The 23,981-nt window shown below is 61.2% G+C and carries 24 protein-coding genes; 5 read left to right on the top strand and 19 right to left on the bottom strand.

Going from position 1 to position 23,981, the window contains the following annotated elements; genetic code table 11:
- The first annotated feature begins 164 nt into the window (after positions 1–164).
- A complete protein-coding gene (gene lipA / locus L1075_RS00485; RefSeq protein WP_246939103.1) occupies positions 165–1,217 on the top strand; it encodes a lipoyl synthase in 1,053 nt (350 codons plus the stop codon).
- Positions 1,218–1,338: 121 nt separating this feature from the next.
- Here the strand turns inward: lipA and lipB are convergent, their stop codons facing one another.
- From lipB to L1075_RS00540, 11 genes are all read right to left on the bottom strand, one after another.
- A complete protein-coding gene (gene lipB, locus L1075_RS00490; protein WP_246939106.1) occupies positions 1,339–1,995 on the bottom strand; it encodes a lipoyl(octanoyl) transferase LipB in 657 nt (218 codons plus the stop codon).
- 6 nt (positions 1,996–2,001) lie between these two features.
- Entirely contained in the window at positions 2,002–2,298 is a 297-nt protein-coding gene (locus L1075_RS00495) for an HP0495 family protein (protein WP_040243741.1), read from the bottom strand.
- A gap of 117 nt (positions 2,299–2,415) precedes the next feature.
- Positions 2,416–3,618 (bottom strand): D-alanyl-D-alanine carboxypeptidase family protein, encoded by a 1,203-nt coding sequence (locus L1075_RS00500; RefSeq protein ID WP_040243742.1) that lies wholly within the window; start codon positions 3,616–3,618, stop codon positions 2,416–2,418.
- Between the two features lie 24 nt (positions 3,619–3,642).
- Positions 3,643–4,560, bottom strand: a complete 918-nt coding sequence (locus L1075_RS00505) for a septal ring lytic transglycosylase RlpA family protein (RefSeq protein WP_040243743.1) — start codon at positions 4,558–4,560, stop codon at positions 3,643–3,645.
- Complete coding sequence (mltB, locus tag L1075_RS00510; protein WP_246939109.1) at positions 4,557–5,588, bottom strand: lytic murein transglycosylase B; 1,032 nt, start codon at positions 5,586–5,588, stop codon at positions 4,557–4,559. Before mltB ends, L1075_RS00505 begins: the two co-directional genes overlap by 4 nt.
- A gap of 58 nt (positions 5,589–5,646) precedes the next feature.
- The gene (rodA, locus tag L1075_RS00515; RefSeq protein ID WP_246939493.1) at positions 5,647–6,744 is read right to left on the bottom strand and encodes a rod shape-determining protein RodA; all 1,098 of its coding nucleotides are present in this window, start codon (positions 6,742–6,744) and stop codon (positions 5,647–5,649) included.
- Positions 6,745–6,778: 34 nt separating this feature from the next.
- Positions 6,779–8,680, bottom strand: coding sequence for a penicillin-binding protein 2 (mrdA, locus tag L1075_RS00520; protein ID WP_246939112.1), 1,902 nt, complete (start codon positions 8,678–8,680; stop codon positions 6,779–6,781).
- A gap of 63 nt (positions 8,681–8,743) precedes the next feature.
- Positions 8,744–9,211 (bottom strand): 23S rRNA (pseudouridine(1915)-N(3))-methyltransferase RlmH, encoded by a 468-nt coding sequence (gene rlmH / locus L1075_RS00525; RefSeq protein ID WP_246939114.1) that lies wholly within the window; start codon positions 9,209–9,211, stop codon positions 8,744–8,746.
- A complete protein-coding gene (gene rsfS / locus L1075_RS00530; RefSeq protein ID WP_246939117.1) occupies positions 9,208–9,579 on the bottom strand; it encodes a ribosome silencing factor in 372 nt (123 codons plus the stop codon). The genes rlmH and rsfS overlap by 4 nt, the downstream gene beginning before the upstream one ends.
- A 141-nt stretch (positions 9,580–9,720) precedes the next feature.
- Complete coding sequence (gene nadD, locus L1075_RS00535; protein ID WP_246939120.1) at positions 9,721–10,377, bottom strand: nicotinate-nucleotide adenylyltransferase; 657 nt, start codon at positions 10,375–10,377, stop codon at positions 9,721–9,723.
- The gene (locus L1075_RS00540; protein WP_246939123.1) at positions 10,364–11,650 is read right to left on the bottom strand and encodes a glutamate-5-semialdehyde dehydrogenase; all 1,287 of its coding nucleotides are present in this window, start codon (positions 11,648–11,650) and stop codon (positions 10,364–10,366) included. The genes nadD and L1075_RS00540 overlap by 14 nt, the downstream gene beginning before the upstream one ends.
- A gap of 126 nt (positions 11,651–11,776) precedes the next feature.
- On the opposite strand from L1075_RS00540, the gene L1075_RS00545 reads away from it, so the two are divergent.
- The 3 genes from L1075_RS00545 to L1075_RS00555 are packed head-to-tail and all read left to right on the top strand — an operon-like array spanning position 11,777 to position 14,980.
- Positions 11,777–12,646, top strand: a complete 870-nt coding sequence (locus L1075_RS00545) for a hypothetical protein (protein WP_246939126.1) — start codon at positions 11,777–11,779, stop codon at positions 12,644–12,646.
- The gene (locus L1075_RS00550; protein WP_246939128.1) at positions 12,639–13,574 is read left to right on the top strand and encodes a GGDEF domain-containing protein; all 936 of its coding nucleotides are present in this window, start codon (positions 12,639–12,641) and stop codon (positions 13,572–13,574) included. Before L1075_RS00545 ends, L1075_RS00550 begins: the two co-directional genes overlap by 8 nt.
- A 2-nt stretch (positions 13,575–13,576) precedes the next feature.
- On the top strand, positions 13,577–14,980 hold the full coding sequence (locus tag L1075_RS00555; protein WP_343310787.1) for a bifunctional DedA family/phosphatase PAP2 family protein: 1,404 nt from the start codon (positions 13,577–13,579) through the stop codon (positions 14,978–14,980).
- A gap of 25 nt (positions 14,981–15,005) precedes the next feature.
- On the opposite strand, the gene L1075_RS00560 is transcribed toward L1075_RS00555, so the two are convergent.
- The 3 genes from L1075_RS00560 to mpl are packed head-to-tail and all read right to left on the bottom strand — an operon-like array spanning position 15,006 to position 17,612.
- The gene (locus L1075_RS00560; RefSeq protein WP_179861100.1) at positions 15,006–15,629 is read right to left on the bottom strand and encodes a LysE family translocator; all 624 of its coding nucleotides are present in this window, start codon (positions 15,627–15,629) and stop codon (positions 15,006–15,008) included.
- Positions 15,626–16,252, bottom strand: a complete 627-nt coding sequence (locus L1075_RS00565) for a flavin prenyltransferase UbiX (protein ID WP_040243751.1) — start codon at positions 16,250–16,252, stop codon at positions 15,626–15,628. Before L1075_RS00565 ends, L1075_RS00560 begins: the two co-directional genes overlap by 4 nt.
- Positions 16,242–17,612, bottom strand: a complete 1,371-nt coding sequence (mpl, locus tag L1075_RS00570) for a UDP-N-acetylmuramate:L-alanyl-gamma-D-glutamyl-meso-diaminopimelate ligase (protein ID WP_246939134.1) — start codon at positions 17,610–17,612, stop codon at positions 16,242–16,244. The genes L1075_RS00565 and mpl overlap by 11 nt, the downstream gene beginning before the upstream one ends.
- A gap of 142 nt (positions 17,613–17,754) precedes the next feature.
- Between mpl and L1075_RS00575 the strand changes: the two genes are divergently transcribed.
- Positions 17,755–19,014, top strand: a complete 1,260-nt coding sequence (locus tag L1075_RS00575) for a 6-phosphofructokinase (protein WP_075368631.1) — start codon at positions 17,755–17,757, stop codon at positions 19,012–19,014.
- A gap of 134 nt (positions 19,015–19,148) precedes the next feature.
- On the opposite strand, the gene L1075_RS00580 is transcribed toward L1075_RS00575, so the two are convergent.
- The 5 genes from L1075_RS00580 to hemA form a co-directional block, all read right to left on the bottom strand.
- Positions 19,149–19,904 (bottom strand): HesA/MoeB/ThiF family protein, encoded by a 756-nt coding sequence (locus L1075_RS00580; RefSeq protein ID WP_246894862.1) that lies wholly within the window; start codon positions 19,902–19,904, stop codon positions 19,149–19,151.
- Positions 19,905–19,960: 56 nt separating this feature from the next.
- Positions 19,961–20,458: an Lrp/AsnC ligand binding domain-containing protein gene (locus L1075_RS00585; protein ID WP_040243754.1), complete on the bottom strand. Its 498-nt coding sequence runs from the start codon at positions 20,456–20,458 to the stop codon at positions 19,961–19,963.
- Positions 20,459–20,613: 155 nt separating this feature from the next.
- Positions 20,614–21,471: a peptide chain release factor N(5)-glutamine methyltransferase gene (gene prmC, locus L1075_RS00590; protein WP_246939136.1), complete on the bottom strand. Its 858-nt coding sequence runs from the start codon at positions 21,469–21,471 to the stop codon at positions 20,614–20,616.
- A complete protein-coding gene (gene prfA / locus L1075_RS00595; RefSeq protein ID WP_246894848.1) occupies positions 21,471–22,556 on the bottom strand; it encodes a peptide chain release factor 1 in 1,086 nt (361 codons plus the stop codon). The genes prmC and prfA overlap by 1 nt, the downstream gene beginning before the upstream one ends.
- Positions 22,553–23,827, bottom strand: a complete 1,275-nt coding sequence (hemA, locus tag L1075_RS00600) for a glutamyl-tRNA reductase (RefSeq protein ID WP_246894847.1) — start codon at positions 23,825–23,827, stop codon at positions 22,553–22,555. The genes prfA and hemA overlap by 4 nt, the downstream gene beginning before the upstream one ends.
- Between the last annotated feature and the right edge of the window lie 154 nt (positions 23,828–23,981).

Genomic DNA, 23,981 nt, shown 5'->3' on the forward strand with positions numbered 1-23,981 from the left:
TGCCAGCCTGTCCAGCACTACGCCTTTTGTGGTATGTTGGACGTATCAATTCACGCATCATCAGACGTGCCAGGCCCCCCGGAAACGTCGACCGACGCCCTTCCCCTCTTTCTGTGGTAGCGTCGCCTCGGCGCCGTCGGCCGGCTTGCAGAGAGGCTCACGCTATGAGCGACACTCCTACCCAACGCGTCACCAGCGGCAAGAAATACCGCAACGACCAGGGCATCGCCGCCATCAAGGATGGCATGAAGTCACGCGAGCAATCCGCAGGCGATGGCGTCGGCGGTCGCAAGCCCTCATGGTTACGCGTCCAGATGCCCGGCGGTGAACGCTTCGAGGCGGTCAAGCGCAACGTCAAGGAACACCGGCTCAGCACCGTCTGTGCCGAGTCCCACTGTCCGAACATGGGTGAGTGCTGGAGCAACGGTACTGCCACCATCATGTTGATGGGGTCGGTCTGCACCCGGGCTTGTCGCTTCTGCGCCGTCGATACCGGCAACCCGCGAGGCTGGCTGGACCCCGAGGAACCGGCGAATACCGCCGAGTCGGTTGAGTTGATGGGGTTACGTTACGTGGTACTGACCTCGGTGGACCGTGACGACCTGCCCGATGCGGGCGCTGGCCACTACGCCGACTGCATTCGCGCGATCAAGGCGCGCACGCCCCAGGTGGCGGTGGAAGCACTGACGCCGGATTTCGATGGCATACCCAGTGCCGTCGAGCGAGTCGTCGATTCCGGCTTGGAAGTATTCGCTCAAAACGTCGAAACCGTGGAGCGCCTGACACAACGCGTGCGCGATCCGCGTGCCGGTTATCGCAAAACGCTCGATGTGCTGGCGCATGCCAAGCGCCACCGCCCTGAGATCATTACCAAGACCAGTATCATGCTGGGGCTCGGCGAAACCGAAGAAGAGATCCTCCAGACCTTCGATGACCTTCGCGACATCGGCGTCGACATCGTGACACTGGGTCAGTACCTGCAACCGACTCGGAACCACCTACCGGTGGAACGCTGGGTGACGCCCGACGAATTCGAGCACTACCGCCAGCAGGGCTTGGCAAAAGGCTTCATGGAAGTGCCGTCGGGGCCGTTGGTGCGCTCCAGCTATCGCGCCGACCGAGTGTTCGAGAAGAATAACCTAGGACTGGCAGAGCCCGCTGAGGTGCCTGGTCAATCGCCCGATCCCGACCGCATTGCGGTCGTCAACGTCGGCTGAAGACCGCACTTTTCAAGCCTTAGTGATGCAATGAAACCGGCCCGCCGTAGACTAAGTCCACGGCGGGCCGGTTTCATTGGGACGCGCCGCTCGATGTTGGATGACGCTGAACGACGGTGCGTCAGGCGCCGACGGTAGCAACTGGCACGAGCGTTCGCTCCAGCGTTCGCGCCAGACGCTCGGCCAGCTCGACGGCGACCGTATCGCTATCCGGACAATCGTCAACCAGATCGGCAAGCCGCGTCATGGCCATGCCGGCATAGCCGCAGGGATTGATGCGCTGAAAAGGAGATAAGTCACCATCGACATTGAGCGCGACGCCATGGAAGCTGGCGCCGCGTCGAATACGCAAGCCAAGCGAGGCAATCTTGGCCTCGCCGACATAAACACCCGGCGCGTCAGGGCGCGCATGCGCCTCCACACCATACTCGGCCAGCAACGCGATCACCGTGTTCTCGAGCGCCGATACAAGCTCCCGTACGCCCAGCTTGGCACGACGTACGTCGATCAACGGGTAAAGCACGACCTGACCCGGCCCATGATACGTCACCTGCCCACCACGATCAGTGGCGACGACCGGAATATCGCCAGGCATGAGCAGATGCTCGGGCTTACCGGCCTGCCCCTGCGTGAACACCGGTTCATGCTCCACCAACCAGAATTGATCGGGCGTCGTAGCATCACGCTCATCGGTGAGCTTGCGCATGGCCTGCCACACCGGCTCATAGGCGCGACGCCCTAGGCGATGCAACTGCACCGGTGGGCGCGCTTCGCTCATCGCCACCTACAGCACCATGTGCACACGCCCCGTCGCTTTCAGCGAATGGAACAGTGCATTGAGCTGGTCTTGCCCGGTGGCGTGGATCACTACGCGCACGGATTGAAAGCGGCCATTGCGGCTATCGACCATGCGCACGCTGCGACGATCGAAGCCAGGCGAGTGTTGCTCGACGATATCGACCACGGTGACCTTGAAGTCCGGTGCCGCGTCACCGACGATCTTGATAGGATACTGACAGGGAAACTCGATCTTGGGCGCTTCTGGCGATGCACCCTGCTCGGTTGGTGAAGTCTGTTGCATGAAGAACGGCCTCACATGGGCTCGACATGATATTTCCGAGTATTTTACTCAACCTTATCGTATCGACCAAGGGCAAAGCTTTCGAAACGCTTCGCCCTTGAGCCGAACCACAGTGGGTTAGTCGAAAAACCCATTCACGAACTGCAGGACGCTGTCCCAAAGGCGCTTGAAGAAGCCACCTTCGGAGATCGACTCCAGCGCTACCAGGGGACGCTCGTCGAGCACTTCACCATCCAGCTTGATTTTCAATGTGCCAAGCTGCTCTCCCTTCTCGACCGGCGCATCGATGGTTTTCTTGATGTCGAGCTGAGCGTTCAACTCATCACTGTGTCCACGCGGCACGGTCAAGTACACGTCATCCGCCACGCCCAGACGCAGCTCGTCCTTCTCGCCACCCCAGACACGCGGCTTGTTGAGCACGGCACCAGCTTCGTAGAGACGCTGTGTCTCGAAGAAGCGGAACCCATAGCTCAACAGTTTCTGAGTTTCTTGGGCTCGTGCCTCGTCAGAATCGGTCCCCATCACCACGGCGACCAGGCGTGTATCGTCCTTCTTGGCGGATGCCACCAGGCAGTAGCCTGCCGCCTCGGTATGCCCTGTCTTCAAGCCATCGACGTTAGGATCGCGCCACAACAGACGATTACGGTTGGGCTGACGGATATCGTTCCAGGTGAAGTACTTCTCAGAATACACTTCGTAGTGATCGGGATAATCCTTGATGATGTGCTGCGCAATGACAGCCAGATCGTGCGCCGAGGAGTAGTGGTCATCGTGCGGCAGACCGGTGGGGTTCATGAAATGCGTATGCTGGAGGTGCATACGTGAGGCCTGCTGATTCATGAGATCGGCAAAGGCGTCCTCACTGCCCGCGATATGCTCCGACAACGCGACACTGGCATCGTTGCCCGACTGAATCACGACCCCCCTGAGCAAATTGTCGACGCTTACTTTGCTACCCGGGTTGAGGAACATCCGCGAGCCGCCGGTGCGCCAAGCATTCTCGCTAATCGTCACCTCGTCGTCGGCATCGATATTTTCGGCGTCGATTTCACGCTCGACGATATAGGCGGTCATCATCTTGGTCAGACTGGCCGGCGGTAGCTCTTTGTCGGCATTGTGCTCGACCAGGATCTTGCCGCTATCGGCGTCCATCAGTACCCAGGAAGACGCCGCCAGGTTCGGCGCCGACGGTACCATCGACGACGGCACTGGCGAGGGCTTGGGGGGATCCTCGGCTTGCGCCACAGGGGTGAGACCACCGACACCTAGCGTGACCAATAAAACAATGCGTAACAATGACGATCGGGCGAACACTCTCATGACAACTTTTCTCGCTAAGCGGGGTTACTCGGTAGCGGAAACGACAAACGACTGGTCAAAACCCGCCGCTTGTAATTCCGCTTTGATGGAATCGAGATGCGACGCATCATGCACAGGCCCTACCTGAACACGATACACGGACGCCTCTTCCCTTACGCGTACCGGACGCGATACTTGTCCTTGCAAGCGCTTTTCCAGCGCCTTGGCTCTGGCCGCAGAACTCAGTGCCGCGACCTGAACATATTGCCCCGTGCCACTCTGACGCTCGGTGGCACGATCTTGCTGGGGCGACTCGGCGGTCGATGCTGCATCCACTGCCCCCTGCACTGATTCTCGAGCCGGTACGCCCGAGGACGCCTTGGCTACCTTCCCTTGGGATGCTGACTCGGTGGAACGCTTATGCTGCTCGGCCCATTGCTCGGGGTCAATGGCTTCCACGCGCACATGCCCTGTACCGTGCCCTAAGATGTCCAAGCGTGCCGCAGCAGCATACGACAGATCGATCAGCCGATCGCCATGAAACGGGCCACGATCGTTGACGCGCACGATGACACTGCGCCGATTGTCGAGATTGGTCACACGGACATAGGTCGGCAGCGGCAGCGTGCGATGCGCCGCCGACATCTTGTACATGTCGTAGGGCTCACCACTGGCAGTGTCATAGCCCTGGAACTTGGTGCCATACCAGGACGCATCGCCTTCTTCCACATAGCCGCTGGGGTCGGACAGTACATGATAGGTCTCGCCCCACACCTCATACGTGGAGCGATTGCCGCTCTTGGAAAGCGGCTCGTTTTTTGGCACCGCGTCGGGGACATCCGACACATCGGGCGGTGCGTCCGGATAAGCATCGTTTTTTTGCGTGTAACGACCGCCGCCATCACTGGCACACCCTGCCACCAACAGCATTAATACACACACAAGTACGCCGCCGACTCTCATGCATCATCCTTGTCGAGCGATGCCTGGATACCTGCTGCGAGCTCGGTGACGGCCATCGCATATAGGTAACTGTGGTTATAACGCGTGATCACATAAAAATTCTCATGCCCCAGCGCATAGCGGTAATCTCCCGACTCGAGTGCCAGAGACAACGGGATGACACGCGAGGCGTCGAGCTCACCGCGCGGCTGTATACCGGCATCGGCAAGAGTTGCCAATCTCACGTAAGGCTTGCGCGTGCGGTTGAAGTCGATCGCTTGCGGCGGCGTCTCGGGACCATCGGCAGGCGTCACGACCGGCGCCCCACGACGCCACCCATGTTCGGCGAAGTAATTGCCCACGCTACCGATCGCATCCACGGGGTCATCCCACAGGTCGCGCCGCCCATCGTCATTGAAATCGACGGCATAGGCGCGGTAACTGGTCGGGATGAATTGCGGGTAGCCCATGGCGCCAGCATAGGAGCCTTTGGGTGCCTCCGGCGAAATTCCTTGATCCAGCGTGATCTCGAGAAACGCAGCCAGCTCGCCACGGAAGAACTCGCCCCGAGAGGGGTGACGAAAGGCCAGCGTGGCAAGCGAGTCGAGTACGCGATGCTGCCCCTTGTGCTGACCGTAACGTGTCTCCACACCGATGATCGCAGCAATATAGGCAGGCGGCACACCATATTCGCGTTCGGCACGCGCGAGAGCATCACGGTGCTCGCGAATGAACGCTACGCCTTCTTGAATACGCTTGGGCTGCACGAAGATGTCGCGGTATTCGTGCCAACTCAAGCGACGCTCGGCCGCCCCCTGCATGGCGTCCAGCACTCCCTGGCGAAACTGGGCATGGCGCAATGCCTGGGTCACGTCATCGCGAGAAAGGCCGTTCCCCGATACGTCATCGACCCACGCGCGGATATCAGCATGCGAGGCAGGGTCGAACTCCTCGGCTGCATGCGCCGAGGAAAACAGGGCCAACCCGCACAGTAACAATGCCGTCTTGGAGAATCCTTGCCAATGGGACCGCGCACTATTCCACTTCATCAGGCTCTGACTCCTTGGCCCTCGGTTGTCGTCACTTCCATTTTGCGTCGCGCTCTGCCTAACGCGGCAACAACCGTCGGTGGGTATGAACGGACATGAGGATACCGAAACCGATCAGCAAGGTCACGCTGGACGTGCCGCCATAACTGACCAGAGGCAGCGGCACACCGACGACGGGCAAAATGCCGCTGACCATGCCGATATTGACGAACACATAGATGAAGAATGTCAGCACGATGCTGCCCCCGACCAGACGCCCATAGGTGTCCTGGGCGGTATTGGCGAGAAACAACCCGCGCCCCACGATGAGCACGTAGAGGGCCAGGAATACCAGCATCCCGATCAGTCCCCATTCCTCTCCCAGTACGGCGCCGATGAAGTCGGTATGGCGCTCAGGGAGAAATTCCAGCTGAGATTGAGTTCCTAAGCCCCATCCCTTGCCGGAGATGCCACCGCTGCCGATGGCCGTTTTTGACTGGATAATGTTCCAGCCCGCCCCCAACGGGTCGCTTTCGGGGTTGAGAAAGGTCAATACGCGTTGGCGTTGGTACTCATGCATATTGAACCAGAGCAAGGGCAAGGCGGATGCAAGGAGCACCGCCAGCAAGCCGATTACCCGCCATGACAAGCCCGCGAGGAAGATGACGAACACTGCCGCGCAAGCTACCAGCAATGACGTCCCCAGATCGGGCTGGCGCATGATTATCATCACTGGCACGCCGATGATCAAGGCACAAACCAGCAGGTCGCGCATGCTCGGTGGCAGCGGTCTCTTGTAGAGATACGCCGCTACCATCATGGGCACCGCCAACTTCATCAACTCCGAGGGCTGAAAGCGAACCACTCCGGGGATCTCGAGCCAGCGCTGTGCCCCCATGCCGATATCGCCCAGAATCTCCACGGCGAGAAGCATCGCTACGCCCAGGAAGTAAGCCAGCGGCGTCCAGCGATACAAGGTACCCGGAGAAAACTGGGCGATCACGAACATGGCCAGCAAGGCCACACCAAAACGCGACGCCTGCCCCAACGTGACGGCGAGACTCATGCCACTGGCGCTGTACAAAACGACCAGCCCCGCCCCCATCAGGCTCAGCAGTAGCAAAAGCAGCCAAGGGTCGAGATGAAGGCGTGACCAGAGGGAGCGCTTGCGCCCCATGCCATCTGCCGGTGCCCGACTGAAGCGACGCCATTCAAGTCCCTTCAACTTCGACGTCCTCCTTGATGAGTTCTTCGGCTTGATGGGTGTTCTCGTCATCGGGCAGGAGCCATTCGTCTGCCAGGGCGCGCGCCAGACCCGCAGCATGCGAACTGCCGCCCCCGGCGTTTTCGACGATCACGGCGATGGCTATCTGCGGGTCGTCCACTGGCGCGAACGCCGTGAACAACGCGTGATCACGCAAACGCTCCTTGAGCTCGTCGGCATCGTATTTCTGATTTTGCCCCAGGGAAAACACCTGTGCCGTGCCCGACTTGCCCGCCATTTCATACTTCAGTCCCTTACCGATATGACGCGCCGTCCCTTCGCGGCCGCTGACGACTTTCTGCATACCGTTGAAGACATCGTCCCACCAGACATCCTTGTCGAGCTTCACATCGCTCTTGGTATTCTTGAAAGGCGGTTCGATCGGCGTCTCACCGACGCGCTTGGCCAAATGTGGACGCACCCAGTCTCCTCGGTTGGCCAGCGTTGCCTCGGCCGTTGCGAGTTGCAACGGCGTGACCATCCAGTAGCCTTGCCCGATACCCGCCGAGAGCGTTTCCCCGGGATACCACGCCTGTCCATATTTCTCGCGTTTCCACTCACGGGAAGGCACGGTCCCCGATGAAGCACCTTGCACATCCAGCGAGGTGACCTCCCCAAATCCGAACTTGTACATGAAGTTGGATAAGGCATCGATGCCAAGACGATGCGCCATGGTGTAGAAGTAGGTATTGTTGGAAACGGCAAGGGCGCGTTCCAGATCGACACGCCCGTGCCCCCAGCGCAGCCAGTTACGGTAGTGGCGCGAATCGTTGGGCAGCTTGTAATACCCCGGGTCATAGATGACTTCTTGCGGCGTCACGACATCATTTTGAAGCGCGGCCAAGGCTTCGAAAGGCTTGATGGTCGAACCAATCGGATAATGACCACGCACGGCCCGGTTGAAAAGCGGCAGGTCCAGATCCTCCTGCAGCGACTGATAATCCTTGTAGGAAATCCCGGTCACGAACTCGTTGGAATCGAATCCTGGGGCGGAGACCATCGCTAGAATGTCACCGGTCTGGGGTTGGATCGCGACGATGGAGCCGCGCCGCCCATCCAGCAAATCGTAAGCCATCTGCTGAAGCCGCGTGTCGATGGTCAGCGTCAAGTCCTTGCCCGGTTCGGGTGGTATACGCTCGAGCTCGCGTAGCACACGACCTCGGGCGTTGGTTTCCACCTTACGTAGACCAGCCTCCCCGTGCAGCGCTTCTTCGTACTGCTTCTCGATGCCGGTCTTGCCGATATAATGCGTGCCCGCATAGTTGCCGCTATCAAGCGAGGCCAGTTCTTGCTCGTTGATTCGCCCGACATAGCCCAGCACATGCGCCATGATCCTGGGAGAGGGATAGTGACGCAGCCACTGTGCTTCGACTTCGACCCCTGGAAGCCGGTAACGATTGACGGCTAACCGCGCGATTTGCCGTTCGTTGAGATCGCTCATCAACAACGCCGGCTGATAGGGTCTTTGACGTTGCCGCGACCGTTTTCGAAATGCTTCGACCTGCGTCTCGTCCAGCCCCAGGATATCGACCAACCGGTCGAGAGTGGCATCAATATCCTGAACCCGCTCGCGTACGATGGTCAGGTTATAGGTTGGGCGGTTTTCAGCGACCAATTGACCTTGTCGGTCGTAGATGAGCCCACGCGTCGGCGGCAACGGTTCGACGCGCACACGGTTCTTCTCGGAACGCGTGGTGAAGACATCATGCTCAACGACCTGAATATAGAAAAGACGAGCGCCCAACCCCCCGGCCATCAATAATACGAGTAATGCCGCCAGTAGCGAGCGAGCCCGAAACACACGGACTTCTCGAGCGGTATCCTTGATTGGGTCGCGTCGTTTACGCATGGGTCCCCGTTAACAGGCGGGAAGGTGGAAGGTAGCCGCTGAGCAGGCATCGAGCCCCGTCGCTCATCGGTGATAGGGATGACCAGCCAACAAGGTCCAGGCGCGATACAACTGCTCGGCCAACAGAATACGCACCAGTGGATGAGGCAACGTCAATGCCGAGAGCGACCAACGTTGCTCGGCCCGCGCCAACAGACGTGAGTCGAGCCCGTCCGGCCCGCCCACTAGGCACGCCACGTCGCGACCGTCCTGGCGCCATTGCTCGGCGTTGGCAGCCAATCGTTCGGTACTCCAACTTCGACCCTCGACATCCAATGCGATGACACGCTCCTGATCGCGAAGCTTCGCCAGCATGGCATCGCCTTCGCCCTGAATTGCTCGGGCCACATCGGCGTTCTTGCCCCGCTTGCCGGGTGCAATCTCGACGATGTCCACGCTGAAATCACGCGGCAATCGCTTGAGGTATTCATCAACGCCCTGCGTGACCCAGCCGGGCATACGAGTCCCCACGGCGAGAACGCGCAGCTTCATCCACGCACCTCGCCAAGCGCCCCCTCAACGGATACCCCATCGCTGGGCAGATCCGACCACAAGCGCTCAAGGTCATATAGCTGACGGGTCTCGGGCAGCATGACGTGGACCACGAGATCGCCCAAGTCGACCAGGACCCAATCGTTCCCCTGCTGCCCTTCGATACCCAAGGGGCGGCATCCCGCTTCCTTGACTTTCTCCACCACGCTCTCGGCCAGGGCGCCGATGTGTCGACTCGATGTCCCGCTAGCGACGATCATGGTGTCGGTGACGCTGGTCAGCGAGGCGACGTCGAGTTCGGCAACATCACGTGCCTTGAGTTCCTCGAGCGTGCCCATTACCAGCGTTTTGAGTGCTTCAGTCTGCATAGCTCCTCGTTCATATGTCATACCCCTTCGGGCAAGGCCCGCATTCTACCGCGCTGACACCAAACCGCCAGGGGCAAGGTTAAAAAGGCCTTGGGGTAGCACCGCCACTCACCAGGCCCCTTTCATTGATTGATGACGACATCATCGATAAAGACGACGCGCCAGGAGATAGCGTTCCACGGCATCGGGCAACAAATAACGCACGCTTTCACCGCGCTGCAATCGCTCTCGAATTACCGTGGCCGAAATCGCCATGCGCGTGGGCAGGCTCAAGTGCAGCAAGCCCCCCGCAGGCGACTGCATCAGCGTATCGGCACTCTCCACTTCACGGCCTTCGATCAACGCCTCGAGCGCCGCCGGAAGCGGCTGTTGGTGATCAGGACGATCGATGACGACGATATGCGCGAGCTCGAACAGACGCGCCGGCTCATGCCATTCGGCCAAGTGCAGATAGGCGTCATACCCCAGCGCCATGACCAGGCGCGCCTGCGGGCCCAGCTCTTCTCGCAAGGACGCCAGGGTCGCGGTGGAATAGGAAGGCCCCTCGCGGCGGATCTCGCGATCATCCACGTAAAGCCCCGGTGTGTCAGCGATGCCCAGCGCCAACATGGTCGCGCGCTGTTCAGCATCGACGCCTGGGGTAGCTCGATGCGGTGGCACCCGCGCCGGGACCATGTGGACACGGTCGAGCGCCAGCGCCTCGCGCAACTCGAGCGCGCTACGCAGATGCCCTACGTGCACGGGATCGAAAGTACCGCCCAGCATCGCGACGCGCGGCGGGATCTCAGCTGCGCACATGGCCGTCGCCATACACGATGTACTTCTCGCTGGTGAGACCTTCCAGACCGACGGGGCCGCGCGCATGCAGCTTATCGGTGGAAATGCCGATCTCCGCCCCTAACCCATATTCAAAGCCATCGGCGAAACGCGTCGAGGCATTGACCATGACCGAGCTGGAGTCGACTTCAGTCAGAAAGCGCCGCGCGTCGGTGAGGTTCTCGGTGACGATGGCATCGGTATGGTGCGAGCCATAGGTATTGATGTGCGTGATCGCATCTTCCAGTGTATCGACCACGCGAATGGCCACGATCGGCGCCAGGTATTCGCTATGCCAATCTTCTTCAGTTACGGCGACGGCATCCGCCACCCAGGCCCGCGTCCGTTCACACCCACGCATCTCAACCCCCTTGCGGCGATAGATATCGGCCAACTCGGGAAGTACCCGGGGCGCCGCCTCGGCGTGTACCAGTAGCGTTTCCATGGCATTGCAGGGCGAATAACGCTGGGTCTTGGCGTTGTCGGCAATGGCCACCGCCTTGGTCGGGTCGGCAGCCTGGTCGACATACACATGGCAGATGCCATCGAGATGCTTGATCACCGGCACACGCGCATCTCTCGAGATGCGCTCGATCAGTCCCTTGCCGCCGCGCGGCACGATGACATCGACGAACTCCGGCATGGCGATCAATGCGCCGACCGCCGCACGGTCGGTCGTCGCCACGACTTGCACGCAGGCCTCATCGAGCTCAGCGGCCCTGAGCCCCTGGCGGATACAGTCCGCAATGGCCTGGTTGGAATGGATCGCCTCGGAGCCGCCGCGCAAGATAGTGGCATTGCCTGACTTCAAGCACAGGCTGGCGGCGTCCACGGTCACGTTGGGGCGCGATTCGTAGACGATGCCCACCACGCCCAGTGCGACACGCATCTTGCCCACCTGAAGCCCTGAAGGCAGATAGCGCATGTCACGAATCTCGCCGACCGGGTCGGACAAGGAGGCCACTTGACGCAAGCCTTCGATCATCATGTCGATACGCGCTGGCGTCAGCGCCAGGCGATCCAGCAGCGCCTCGGCAAGGCCATTGTCGCGTCCCGCCTCGAGATCGAGGCGATTGGCGGCTTCCAATGCATCGCGCGCCTCATCCAGGGCACTTGCCATGGCGAGTAGCGCACGGTTCTTTTGCGCGGTGGTGGCACGCGCCAGAACACGTGACGCACCACGTGCCCGTTCACCCATCGCATGCATGTAAGCATCGACGTCGGCGATCTCGGACTCGGAAATTTCAAGGGTCATGCGGGCAATTTTCTCCTGGGTATCCGCCGGGAAGCATATGATAAACGGTGCTTTCCGAAGCATGACGGTAGAGACACAACGGCTATACTGCCGGCACCGTTGGGAAAGGAATCACTATACGGCACCATGCAGAGCAAATACAAAACACCTCTAACCGGACTTTTCCTGCTGGGCGCGGGACTGGTGACCATCACCGCCTGGCAGGAAGACGACCCGATCACGCAAGGCTTGCTCATCGCCGCCATTATCGTGTTGACGACGCTTGCGTGGCGTCACTTATCGCGCCGCGCCTGGACATTGGCGATCCCATTGTGTGCCTTGCTTTTGCTGGTGCTACTTTGGCATGCGCCCATGACGTACGCCATCAGCGTATGGCTGTGGCCGATCATGCTGCTCGCACCGCAACCCCGGCCCATGCGCTACGCCCTCCTGGTGGCCGCCGCACTCGGCTGGTGGCACGTGCAAGTGCCCCTCGGCATGGCGCAAGCCGCCTTGAGCGGCGCGTTATTGGCCGCACTCATGGCATTGGGATTTGCCAAAGCCACCGAGCACAGCCGGCTACGTCAAGAGCTGGAACGTCGCCATCGCCTCACGCCGGAAGACTCGATCTGGTCACTCAATCGCCTACGTGAGGATCTGAGCGTTGAATGGTCGCGACGCCAGCGCGAAAACGTCTACGCCGAGCTGATAGTGGTGCGCCCGTATCAACGCGGCCACAATGCTCGATGGCGTCTCAGGGAGCGCCTGGCCGCCCTTATCCACGCCTTCGAGGGATGTTATCGCGTGGATGCACAGACCTTTGCGGTACTGCTGATTTCAAAGGACGAGCAACACGCCTCCTTACGTCGTGACGCGATCTCGACCGAGCTTCAGGAGCACTGCCGTATACGCATCGCGCCCGTTGCCCCCGATCTCGACCCCATTACGCTGGGCCATGAACTCTCGGTGCAAAACAGCGGCCTGCATTGCCGACAGGAGACAACCGACCATGCCTGAGCGTTTTTCGTTGTCACGCCTGCACGCAATGGCATATGCCTGCGGGGCGCTCGTGCTCGCCAGCCTCGCGGCCTGGCACTATCTGATGGGCCATTACCCGCGCATCCTGCCGATCACCTTCCTGACCATCATGGTGGCTGCCGCCGCCCTGATGGCAAAAAACGCTTACGCTCGTCGACTACCCGCCTACCTGGTGTTGATCAGCGGCTACCTGGCGATTGCCGTGGAAGCGCCTTACCTCGAGGCGTCCGGCGCACTTTGGATGGGGGTCCCCCCGATACTCGCAACGTTGCTATTACCGCCTGGTGCCGCACTCCTCCTCAACGTGTTGCTCGCGCCCATGTGGTTGCTCCTGATCAACTCTGTGCTTTCGACTCCCGCGGGCGGTCTGCAGTACTTCACACTCGTCATCATCTCGATACTGCCTCTCGGGTGGTACATGCAACAGTCCCGCCTGCTCAAGACCACCGACCAGCTCGATACGCAAAGCGGCATGCTATCGCACGACGCCCTCAGCGAACGACTTATCGCCGAGGTCGCTCGCGCCCGCGTATTGAACCAATCGCTGAGTGCGCTAGTCATTCATTTACCTCAACTCGACATGGCCAATGAGCAGTTCGGCCAAGCGGCACAAGACACGCTATTGACGACCTTCTGTCAGGTGGTACAACGCAACTCTCGACGTGGCGATGCACTGGGCCGGCATCGCCATAGCGTCTTTTGGCTGCTGCTTGCGGACGCGGGGGGAGCCGGCGCTCTCATCGTCCGTGAGCGCTTGACGCATGCGCTCAGAGAAACCCCGCTCCCCGAAACCGGTGCCATCGAGGCCCAGGCTCGTATTTGTCACCTGGCAGGTGACGAGTGCGCCGAACGTTTCGAGCAACGGCTGATCAAGCGTGGATTCAACTTGCTGGAGCCCGATACTTGAACGTGACCGAGTGGCTGTACCAATTCTCTCCCTCGCCGACATTACTGGTCTTGATCGTGCTGTTGGTGGCACTGCTCGAGTCGCTCGCCGTGGTTGGCCTGCTGGTGCCCGGCATCGTGATACTGACCGCCGCCGCGTCACTGGCCGGGCATCAGCACCTCCCTTTACCGCTTTTGTTGGCGGCGGCCTTTGCGGGAGCGACACTCGGTGATGGCCTAAGCTTCTGGCTGGGCTATTCTCAGCGCGAACGCGTGCATCGAATGTGGCCATTCACCCGCCACCCCGAATGGCTAGCGCGCGGCGTCAATTTCTTCAAGCGCTATGGCGATTTTTCCATCCTCATCGGTCGCTTCGTGGGGCCGGTACGTCCCATCGTGCCGATGGTCGCTGGCATGCTGCACATGCCGACATGGCGCTTTGCCGCCGTCAATATCGCTTCCGCCTTGCTTTGGGCCCCCGCCTACCTATTGCCCGGTTATCTACTCGGCCATTCATGGGACAAACTCCTCGCCTTGCCTGCAAGCAGCGAACGATGGCTCGTTACCCTGGGGCTCGTGCTGATAACGCTGGGATTAGGGTTTTCCTGGTTTCGTCACCATCTCGGGCGCGGCGGCTGGGTTTACATGCGCCTGGCCCGCTTTTCCCGCGCGACGCCGCGCCGGCGACGCCTATGGCTCGCCCTGGGCGCCGCTCACCCACGCAACGAAATACCGCTAGCGTCGCTCGCCCTTCTCGTGGTCAGCCTAGTCGCTTTGTGCGGTTGGACGCTTTGGGTGCTCGATCATCCCGCACCTTCGTTGCCAATGGACCGGCAGATCCAAGCATTGTTGGCACCTCTTGCGGGCAGTTGGCTAGGCGAGTTCAGCACCTTCATGGCCCTGAGCGGTGATATCCTGGGCATCATTGCACTGACCCTGCCATGGCTGGTGTGGCTACTGTTTTCGCGACGTATCGCAGCCTTTCTGCATATCAGCAGTGCGTTGGTGGGTGTCGGGTTCGCCAACTTGGTTTTCAAGCATCTCGCCGGGCGCGCTCGTCCCGATACGCCGGACTACCTCATGGGCTCGTTTTCCTATCCCAGCGCCCACACCTCGACGAGTATCGTGCTGATTGGCTTGGCGGCAGCGTTCACGGCCGAGGCACTGCCCGCGAAACGCCGGATGTGGGTATATTGGGGGGCAACACTAGTGTGTCTGCCAATGGCCCTGTCACGCCTTGTCCTTGGTGTGCATTGGGCCAGCGACCTGATCGGCGGCGCACTCCTCGGCCTAGTGGTGTGCGCCATTACACGCCTCAGCTATCAGCGCTTCGTACACGTGCCACTCACACCATGCCCATGGCCACCGTTGGTCGTCGCTTCCTTGCTGCTGCTAGCGGCACGCATTGCCTGGCTACCCTACGTCTAGGTCGAGCATCCGCGACAGGCAACGTTCAGCCCAACGCCAACCAGACGCCTACGCCCACCATCAAGCTGCCCGCCACCCGATTCAGCAAGCGCACATTGCCGTCGCGACGCAGGAAGCGACTGGCGGTGCGGCCACCGCCGGCATAAATCAGCAAGCAAGTCAGCTCCAAAGTGAGGATCACCCCCACCAAGACCGCCAACTGCGGCGCCATCGGCCGGCTAGCGTCCAGGAAGGGCGGTAGCAGTGCGATAAAGAACGCCCAGCCCTTGGGGTTGGCGACGGCCGTGACAAAGCCCTGAATCACCAACTGCAACGATGAGACGCTAGGTGCCGCATCGTTGGCGTCAGGGATCGCCATGCGACCCTTGGAACGCCACATCATCACGCCGAGATAGATCAGGTAGGCGCCCCCGAGCCACTTGAAGGCCGCGAATACCTCGGGATAACGCAGCATCAGCGTCGCCACGCCGATCACCGCCGAAACCGCCACTAGACCGACACCCACCAACTCGCCGAGCATCATCCACATGGCGCGGCGCACGCCTATTGTCATGCCCAGCGTCATGGAAAGCGTCATACACATGCCCGGCGTCAACGAGACCATGAAAAATGTCGGTACGAAGACCGACAGCACCGATAGGTTGATCATGTCGACTCCCCCCAGCGCGGCATCAGCGTGTGGGCGATGTTCAACTGGTTGAGGATCCGGGCCACGATGAAGTCGATCATGTCATCGAGTGTCTGCGGGCGGTGATAGAATCCCGGCGCTGCGGGAAGTATCACCGCGCCCATGCGCGTAAGCGCCAGCATGTGCTCGAGATGAATGGCCGAAAACGGCGTCTCGCGGGGCACGAGGATGAGCTGGCGACGCTCCTTGAGCGCCACATCGGCGGCACGCTCGATCAGGTTGTTGCTCGCGCCGGTGGCGACCGCCGATAGCGTTCCCGTCGAACAGGGACAGATCACCATGGCACTGGGCGCACCCGACCCAGAGGCCACGGGCGCCATCCAGTCCTCGCGGCCGAAGCAGCGAATCTGCCCCGGCGCGGCACCACTTCGCTCTCTCAACGCTTCACTCAGACGCTCGGGATTCGACGGCAAACTCACGTCGGTCTCGGTGGCGATCACCATCTGCGCAGCCTTGGAGATCAGCACCAGCACCTGATGGCGCGCCGCCACCAGGCAATCGATGAGACGTAGCCCGTACTGCGCCCCGGATGCCCCCGTCAACGCCACGGTGACAGGCGCTTCGAACATTGCTTCATCCGCCATGCCGCACCTCCAGAGCCGCGAGCAATTTCTCGTGGATGCCCTCGAAGGCACCGTTCGACATCACCACGATACGGTCACCCGAACGCGCCTCGGCCACGATGGCCTCGATCAGGGCCGACATATCGTCGCTTACCGTCGCCGGCACCGGACAGGCCGCTGCCAATGCGTCCAGCGACCATGTCACCTCCAGCGGCTGGTACCACCACACGCGGTCCGCCGCCGCTACGCTTTCCGGCAAGCGCTCGCGCATACTGCCCAGGCGCATCGTATTGGAGCGCGGTTCGATCACCGCCAGCAGCCGCCCCGCGTCGGTCGCCGCCCCCAGCCCCTCGAGCGTGGCGGCGATGGCCGTGGGATGGTGGGCGAAATCGTCGATGACCTGAATACCATCGACCTCACCGCGCACTTCCTGACGCCGCCGAGGCGATTCGAAACGCGATAACGCTGCTGCGCCCTCTTCCAGCGCTACTCCGCAGACCGACGCCGCGGCCAGGGCCGCCACCGCGTTGGCGACGTTGTGCTCCCCGCTCAGCGCCCAGTCGACGTGCGCGACACGCTCGCCATGGCTCACCGCAAAGCGACGGCCATCGGCGCTTTCCAGCCGCCACTGCCATTGCGCATCGTCGGTGGCGCCGAAACGCACGACGGGGCTCCAGCAACCTTGCGCCAGCACCCGCTCGAGCGCTGGCTCTCCAGCCGCCACGACCAACTGTCCATTGCCGGGGACGGTGCGCACCAGATGATGAAACTGACGTTCGATGGCGGCCAGATCGGGGAAGATATCCGCGTGATCGAACTCGAGATTACCCAGCACCGCGACATCGGGGCGGTAGTGGACGAACTTGGAACGCTTGTCGAAGAAAGCCGTGTCGTATTCATCCGCCTCGACCACGAACGGCGCGCCGGCCTCTCCTAGACGCGAGGACACGCCCAGGTTGCGGGGCACGCCGCCGATCAAGAACCCAGGGGCGTGGCCGCTCGCTTCCAGGATCCACGTCAATAAACTGGCAGTCGTAGTCTTGCCATGAGTCCCCGCCACCGCCACCACTTGTCGCCCCGGCAGGACATGCTCAGCGAGCCATTGCGGTCCCGAGACGTAGGGCAATTTGGCATTGAGCACGGCCTCCACCTCAGGATTGCCGCGCGACAACGCGTTGCCAATGATCACGAGGTCGGGGCGCGGCATCAGATTGTCGGCGTCATACCCTTCGCAAAGGGCGATGCCAGCCTCTTCGAGCTGAGTGCTCATCGGCGGATAGACATTGGCATCCGAGCCGCTAACATGATGTCCGAGCGCCTTGGCCAACCGCGCCAGACTCCCCATGAACGTACCGCAAACCCCTAAAATATGGACGTGCATCTGAGCCTCCTGCCGTGATGCGGCGAGCCTAGCATGGCGCCGCGCGGCCCACCAGCCGAGCGCCGCGGCATAGGCATCGACCGTCGATGTCGGCTATCATTCGCTCATTCATGCGCCCAGACCCAGGAGCACCATAAGTCCCATGGCCCAGCACAATGCCTTTTACGCCCAGTCCGGTGGCGTCACCGCCGTCATCAACGCCAGCGCCTGCGGCGTCATCGAGACCTGTCGTCGCCATTCGGACAAGATCGGCAAGGTCTACGCCGGCCACAACGGCATCATCGGCGCCTTGACCGAGGACCTGATCGACGTTTCCCAGGAAAGCGACGAGGCGATTGCCGCACTGCGCCACACCCCAGGCGGCGCGTTTGGTTCCTGCCGCTACAAGCTCAAGGACATCGAGACGCATCGTGCGCAATACGAGCGCCTCATCGAGGTGTTCAAGGCGCATGACATCCGCTATTTCTTCTATAACGGCGGCGGCGACAGCGCCGACACTTGCCTAAAGGTGTCGCAGCTCTCGGAAAAGATGGGCTACCCGCTGACCGCGATTCACGTTCCCAAGACCGTCGACAACGACCTGCCGATCACCGACAACTCGCCCGGCTTCGGTAGCGTGGCCAAGTACATCGCCACCTCGACCCGCGAAGCGGCGCTGGATATCGCCTCCATGTGCGCCACTTCCACCAAGGTATTCGTGCTCGAAGTGATGGGCCGTCATGCGGGCTGGATCGCCGCCGCCGGCGCCTTGGCGGGCAACGGCGAAGGCGAGCCTCCTCACTTGGTCATCTTCCCCGAACTTCCCTTCCAGCGCGCCCAGGTCATGCAGCGCGTCGACGAGGCCGTCAAGAAGTACGGCTATTGCGTCATCGTGGTCTCCGAGGGCGCCCGTTACGAAGATGGCACCTTCCTCGCCGACGCCGGCAATACCGACGCCTTCGGCCACCGCCAGCTGGGCGGCGTGGCGCCGACGCTTGCCGGTATGATCAAGCAGGATCTGGGCTACAAGTACCACTGGGCGGTCGCCGACTACCTGCAACGCGCAGCGCGCCACCTGGCCTCCAAGACCGATGTCGAACAAGCCTATGCCGTGGGCCAGAAGGCCGTCGAGCTAGCCTTGGAAGGCAAGAACGCCATGATGCCGACCATCAAACGCGTCAGCGAAACGCCTTACGAATGGCGTATCGAGGCAGCGCCGCTGGCGGAAGTGGCCAACAAGGAAAAATTCATGCCCCGCGAGTACATTCGCGAGGACGGCTTCGGCATCACGGAGGCGGGGCGTCGTTATCTCTCGCCGCTGATCCAGGGCGAAGACTTCCCACCATTCGAAAACGGACTGCCCAAGGTAGCCAAGCTCGATAAAATCAAAGTCGCCCGCAAACTGCCCACCTTCGAGCTCTGACGCGTTTTATCGATCGACGACACACCACGCCCCAGCTTAATGAGCTGGGGCGTTTGTATGAGCTCGGTAATTCACACTCGCTCAAGACACAGCCTATTCGGCAAACAATCACCATAGTGGCGTGCCCCCCAACATCAGGCGGGATTAGACGCGCTGCAGACAGGGCACGCCGGATCGCGACCGACATTGAAGCGCCGCCACTCGCCACTCAGCGCATCGAAAGTCGCCAGCCCACGATGAGGATGCCCGATACCGGCGAGCAACTTGAGTGCCTCGAGCGCCTGAAAAGTACCGATGACCCCTACCAGTGGCGCGATCACCCCGTTTTCAGCACAGCGCAGCGCATCGTCGTCGCTGTCCTCGCCATACACGCAGGCGTAACAGGGTGAGTTGGCATCACGCGTATCAAAGACAGCCAATTGCCCCGAGAAGCGAATGGCCGCCCCCGAGACCAGCGGTGTCTGCGCCGCAACGCAAGCACGATTGATGGCATAGCGGCTGGAAAAACGATCCGTACAGTCGAGCACGACATCCGCCGCCGCTACCGCACTCTCGAGCCCTTCTCCCCCGAGACGCGAGGCGATGACCTCTACCTCGCAGCCGGTATTAAGGCGCCGCGCCGCCGCCGCCGCCGATTCCGCTTTAGCGTGTCCTACGTCACTCTCGCCATGCGCGATCTGGCGCTGCAGGTTGGAAAGCTCGACCACATCGTCATCCGCGATCGACAACCGCCCCACCCCCGCAGCGGCCAGATACAGCGCCGCCGGCGAGCCCAATCCACCGGCACCAATGATCAGCGCATGGCCTTCGAGCAAACGCTGCTGTCCGTCCACATCGAGCTGTTCGAGCATGATCTGGCGGCTATAGCGCAGTAACGCGGTATCGTCCATTTCCTTCATGTGAGTCCATCGCCTCCAAGTGGAGAGCGCCTCCCGGCATGCGCCCGTCAGGTATCGAGCTGCTCGGTGTCAGGCACATGCAACGAGACATCCTCTTTGACCTCTTCCATGACCACGTAACTCTTGGACTCCTTGACCCCGGGCAGCGTCAATACGACATCGCCGAGCAACTGACGATAAGCGGACATCTCCGGAATCCGGCACTTGAGGATGTAATCGAACTGCCCTGATACCAGATGACATTCCTGAATCTGCGGTAGCTTGGCCACGGCCCGGCGAAATTCGTCGAACACCGCCGGCGACTGTGTCTCCAGGCTGATCTCGACGAACACTAGCAAGTTGGCCTTGAGCGCCTTGGGGTCGAGCAACGCCTTGTAACCGCGGATGATACCGGCCTTCTCAAGGCGTTTGACGCGCTCCAGGCACGGCGTGGTAGATAAGCCAACCTGGGACGCCAGGTCGACATAGGAAATACGCGCGTTGTCCTGCAGGCAACGCAAGATATTGAGATCGATACGATCCAACGAACGGGTCTTGGCTTTCATTATATTGTTGTTCCGAGACAATGAATGACAGGAGGCATTGCCACCCGAGCCCTATGACAGGTGATGTTTCCCTAGAGAGCTCATCGATGCGAGACGTATTACTACCACAATCATCGCCCGCGCCTCCAGGCAACCGACGTTGCTATTTACCGCGGTCAATGTTGACCATCCTCCATCGCAGGCGCACGCCCCAGCGTGAGGCGTTCACGCGCGCCGAGATCCACGATGCTGACGACATCGGTGTACCCAGCTTGCGTGAGTGCCTCACGAACCTGCGCTGCCTGCTCCCAGCCATGCTCCAGCCCTAACCAGCCATCTGCCACGAGGTGTGCACGCGCAGTCCTCGCGAGATGGTACAAATCGGCCAGCCCGGCATCGCCCGCCACCAGCGCCGAACGCGGTTCGAAGCGCACATCGCCCTGCGCGAGATGTGGGTCATCCTCGGCGATATAAGGCGGATTGGCCGCGATCACGTCGAACGTCTCATTGCCGAGAGCAGAGAACCAGTCGCTGACCCAAAAGGTGACGTTGCTCAGCGCTAGGCGCGTCGCATTAGCCGTCGCCAAGTGCACGGCGCTGGGCACCTTGTCGACCCCGATGACATGCCACTCCGGCCGCTCCGAGGCCAGCGCAAGGGCAATGGCGCCCGTCCCCGTGCCCAGGTCGAGCGCTTTTCCTGGTCCATGCGGCATCTTCGCCAACAGTGCCTCGACCAGGCACTCGGTATCGGGCCGTGGGATCAGGGTCGCCTCATCGACACGCAGTGGTAGCCCCCAGAACTCGCGTTCGCCGATGAGATACGCCACGGGATGGCCCAGCGCCCGTGCCGCCACCAGCGCCTCGAAACGCGCCCGGGGCACACCTGCGAGTTCGCGATCACCCCAAGCATATAGCCAGGCGCGTGTCACCGAGGCCGCGTGCATCATCAGCACTTCGGCATCCAGGCGCGGTGAGGCACTGCCCGCCTGCTGCAACCGCCGTGATGCACGCGCCAGCAAGGTATCGTAGGTCATCAAGCCGTCTGCAGCGCCGAGAGCTGCTCGGCCTGGTATTCATGAATCAAGGGATTGATCACTTCATCAAGCTCGCCCGCCATCACGTCGCCCAGCTTATAGAGGGTCAAATTGATACGATGATCGGTGATCCGTCCCTGGGGGAAATTGTAGGTTCGGATACGCTCGCTACGATCGCCCGAGCCGACCAGCGAACGACGCGTATCGGCCTGCTCCTGGCGCTGCGCATCCACGGCGGACTGCTTGAGACGCGCGGCCAGAAACGCCATTGCCTTGGCGCGATTCTTGTGCTGACTACGCTCTTCCTGGCACTCCACCACCACGCCGGTCGGCAAGTGCGTGATGCGAATCGCCGAATCCGTGGTATTGACGTGCTGCCCGCCGGCGCCACTGGAGCGGAACGTATCCACACGCAGATCGTTGCTGTTGATCTCTACATCGCCAACGGCGGACGCCTCGGGCATCACCGCCACGGTACACGCCGAGGTATGGATACGCCCCTGGGATTCCGTTGCAGGCACCCGCTGCACGCGATGCGCACCGGACTCGAACTTAAGCCGCGCGTAGACGTTGTCGCCACGTATCCGAGCGATCATTTCCTTGTAGCCGCCTTTCTCGCCATGGCTGACATTGATCACCTCGATTCGCCAGCCCTGGCGTTCTGCATAACGCGAATACATGCGGAACAAGTCGCCAGCGAATAGCGCCGCCTCGTCGCCGCCGGTACCGGCACGAACCTCGAGAAACACGTTGCTGCCATCATCGGGATCCTTGGGCACCAGGAGCTGCTTGACCTCTGCATCCAATTCTTCGAGCCGCGCCTGCGACAGGCGCGACTCTTCCTCCGCCAGCTCGCGCATCTCGGGGTCGCTGTCCTCGCGCATCTGCTCGGCCGCCTCGATATCGCCCTCGGTCCGCCGATAAACCCGCCAGGTTTCGATCAACGGCTCAAGCTCGGCATATTCGCGTGAGTAATCGCGAAAGCGGGCCTGATCGGCAATCACGTCGGGCTCGGCCAGCAAGGCGGCGAGTTCTTCGAAGCGTTCCTGAAAGGCATCGAGACGTGTGCGCAGAGTCGCTTTCATGCAGGGTCCTGTGTCGATGCGGCCGGGTCGATCAGCAATGTATCGGCCGCCTGGAGGATATCGTGCCGCTCCTCGCCCGATGCTTCGCGTAAGCGTAGCGTCGGGCCGTGCAGCAATTTATTAGTCAGTTGACGCGACAGCCGCTGCAGGACTTTTTCGGGGTCCTCGCCGCGGGCGAGTTGCGCCAGCGCTTGGCGCTCGGCTTCTTCACGCAGCGCCTCGCCCTGCTCACGGTAGCGGCGAATCAAGTCGCCGGCGCCACGCACGCGGCGTTCATGCTGCCAATGCTGGATGCCATGCTCGATCAGAGACTCGGCCTGGGCCGCGGCGACGGCACGCTGCTTGCGGTTTTCCTCGATCACTTCCTGCAGGTCATCGACGCTGTACAAGAAGACATCGTCCAGCTCGCCAACCTGGGACTCGATATCGCGAGGCACGGCGATATCGACCATGAACATGGGCCGATAGCGGCGCTTCTTCAGTGCGCTTTCGACCATGCCCTTGCCGAGAATAGGTAACGGACTCGCCGTGGAAGAGATGACGATATCGGCCTGCGCTAATGCCTGGGGAATTTCCCCTAGTGAAATCGCTTCGGCATCGAAGGCATTGGCCAAGGTCTCAGCGCGTTCGCGGGTACGGTTGGCGACGGTCAACCCACGAATGCCTGCTTCACGCAGATGTCGTGCGACCAGTTCGACGGTTTCGCCCGCCCCGATCAACAGCGCACGAGCACGCCCGAAATCGTCGAAGATATGACTCGCCAGACTGACGGCAGCATAGGCCACCGAAACCGGATTCTCGCCGATACCGGTTTCGCTGCGCACCTGCTTGGTGACGGAGAAGGTATGTTGGAAAAGCCGTTCAAGCTCCCCTCCCAAGCCAGCGTTATCCCGAGCAAGCTGATAGGCCTCCTTGAGCTGGCCCAGAATTTGCGGCTCGCCCAGAACCATGGAGTCAAGCCCCGCCGCCACGCGCATCAAATGACGAGCGGCCTCGCCATCCAGGTAGTGGTAGGCGCTTTGCATCAGGGTTTCGGGCGGCAGTCCGTGGAAGCGCCCCAGCCAGTCGAGCACCGAGCGCTCTCCCTGAGCATCGGTCACACAGTAAAGCTCGGTACGATTACAGGTCGACAGCACCGCCGCTTCGTTGACGCCGGGCAGCGACTTGAGTTCGGCCAACGCGCCCGCCAGCTCGGCCGGCGTAAAAGCGACCTGCTCGCGAACCTCGATGGTCGCTGTCTTGTGGTTGATCCCCAGGGCGAGAAGCGTCATGAAATCACGGTCATCACATCGGTCTATCGGCAGCGTCCGGCCTTTGCATTCGGGCGCGGCGGACAATGTGGGGGTGACGAAGCCGAAATACTAGCCCCGCCTAATGCGCTGCAGGATCGATATCCTAGCATAGGACTGAGACATTTGGGCATGG

Source organism: Chromohalobacter beijerinckii (assembly GCF_023061185.1).
Taxonomy (GTDB): domain Bacteria; phylum Pseudomonadota; class Gammaproteobacteria; order Pseudomonadales; family Halomonadaceae; genus Chromohalobacter; species Chromohalobacter beijerinckii.

What these genes read in the sequence shown, in the direction of transcription:
- lipA (WP_246939103.1), top strand. Translation starts at nt 165, where the DNA reads ATGAGCGACACTCCTACCCAACGCGTCACCAGCGGCAAGAAATACCGC.
- lipB (WP_246939106.1), bottom strand. Translation starts at nt 1,995, where the DNA reads ATGAGCGAAGCGCGCCCACCGGTGCAGTTGCATCGCCTAGGGCGTCGC.
- L1075_RS00495 (WP_040243741.1), bottom strand. Translation starts at nt 2,298, where the DNA reads ATGCAACAGACTTCACCAACCGAGCAGGGTGCATCGCCAGAAGCGCCC.
- L1075_RS00500 (WP_040243742.1), bottom strand. Translation starts at nt 3,618, where the DNA reads ATGAGAGTGTTCGCCCGATCGTCATTGTTACGCATTGTTTTATTGGTC.
- L1075_RS00505 (WP_040243743.1), bottom strand. Translation starts at nt 4,560, where the DNA reads ATGAGAGTCGGCGGCGTACTTGTGTGTGTATTAATGCTGTTGGTGGCA.
- mltB (WP_246939109.1), bottom strand. Translation starts at nt 5,588, where the DNA reads ATGAAGTGGAATAGTGCGCGGTCCCATTGGCAAGGATTCTCCAAGACG.
- rodA (WP_246939493.1), bottom strand. Translation starts at nt 6,744, where the DNA reads ATGGGGCGCAAGCGCTCCCTCTGGTCACGCCTTCATCTCGACCCTTGG.
- mrdA (WP_246939112.1), bottom strand. Translation starts at nt 8,680, where the DNA reads ATGCGTAAACGACGCGACCCAATCAAGGATACCGCTCGAGAAGTCCGT.
- rlmH (WP_246939114.1), bottom strand. Translation starts at nt 9,211, where the DNA reads ATGAAGCTGCGCGTTCTCGCCGTGGGGACTCGTATGCCCGGCTGGGTC.
- rsfS (WP_246939117.1), bottom strand. Translation starts at nt 9,579, where the DNA reads ATGCAGACTGAAGCACTCAAAACGCTGGTAATGGGCACGCTCGAGGAA.
- nadD (WP_246939120.1), bottom strand. Translation starts at nt 10,377, where the DNA reads ATGTGCGCAGCTGAGATCCCGCCGCGCGTCGCGATGCTGGGCGGTACT.
- L1075_RS00540 (WP_246939123.1), bottom strand. Translation starts at nt 11,650, where the DNA reads ATGACCCTTGAAATTTCCGAGTCCGAGATCGCCGACGTCGATGCTTAC.
- L1075_RS00545 (WP_246939126.1), top strand. Translation starts at nt 11,777, where the DNA reads ATGCAGAGCAAATACAAAACACCTCTAACCGGACTTTTCCTGCTGGGC.
- L1075_RS00550 (WP_246939128.1), top strand. Translation starts at nt 12,639, where the DNA reads ATGCCTGAGCGTTTTTCGTTGTCACGCCTGCACGCAATGGCATATGCC.
- L1075_RS00560 (WP_179861100.1), bottom strand. Translation starts at nt 15,629, where the DNA reads ATGATCAACCTATCGGTGCTGTCGGTCTTCGTACCGACATTTTTCATG.
- L1075_RS00565 (WP_040243751.1), bottom strand. Translation starts at nt 16,252, where the DNA reads ATGGCGGATGAAGCAATGTTCGAAGCGCCTGTCACCGTGGCGTTGACG.
- mpl (WP_246939134.1), bottom strand. Translation starts at nt 17,612, where the DNA reads ATGCACGTCCATATTTTAGGGGTTTGCGGTACGTTCATGGGGAGTCTG.
- L1075_RS00575 (WP_075368631.1), top strand. Translation starts at nt 17,755, where the DNA reads ATGGCCCAGCACAATGCCTTTTACGCCCAGTCCGGTGGCGTCACCGCC.
- L1075_RS00580 (WP_246894862.1), bottom strand. Translation starts at nt 19,904, where the DNA reads ATGGACGATACCGCGTTACTGCGCTATAGCCGCCAGATCATGCTCGAA.
- L1075_RS00585 (WP_040243754.1), bottom strand. Translation starts at nt 20,458, where the DNA reads ATGAAAGCCAAGACCCGTTCGTTGGATCGTATCGATCTCAATATCTTG.
- prmC (WP_246939136.1), bottom strand. Translation starts at nt 21,471, where the DNA reads ATGACCTACGATACCTTGCTGGCGCGTGCATCACGGCGGTTGCAGCAG.
- prfA (WP_246894848.1), bottom strand. Translation starts at nt 22,556, where the DNA reads ATGAAAGCGACTCTGCGCACACGTCTCGATGCCTTTCAGGAACGCTTC.
- hemA (WP_246894847.1), bottom strand. Translation starts at nt 23,827, where the DNA reads ATGACGCTTCTCGCCCTGGGGATCAACCACAAGACAGCGACCATCGAG.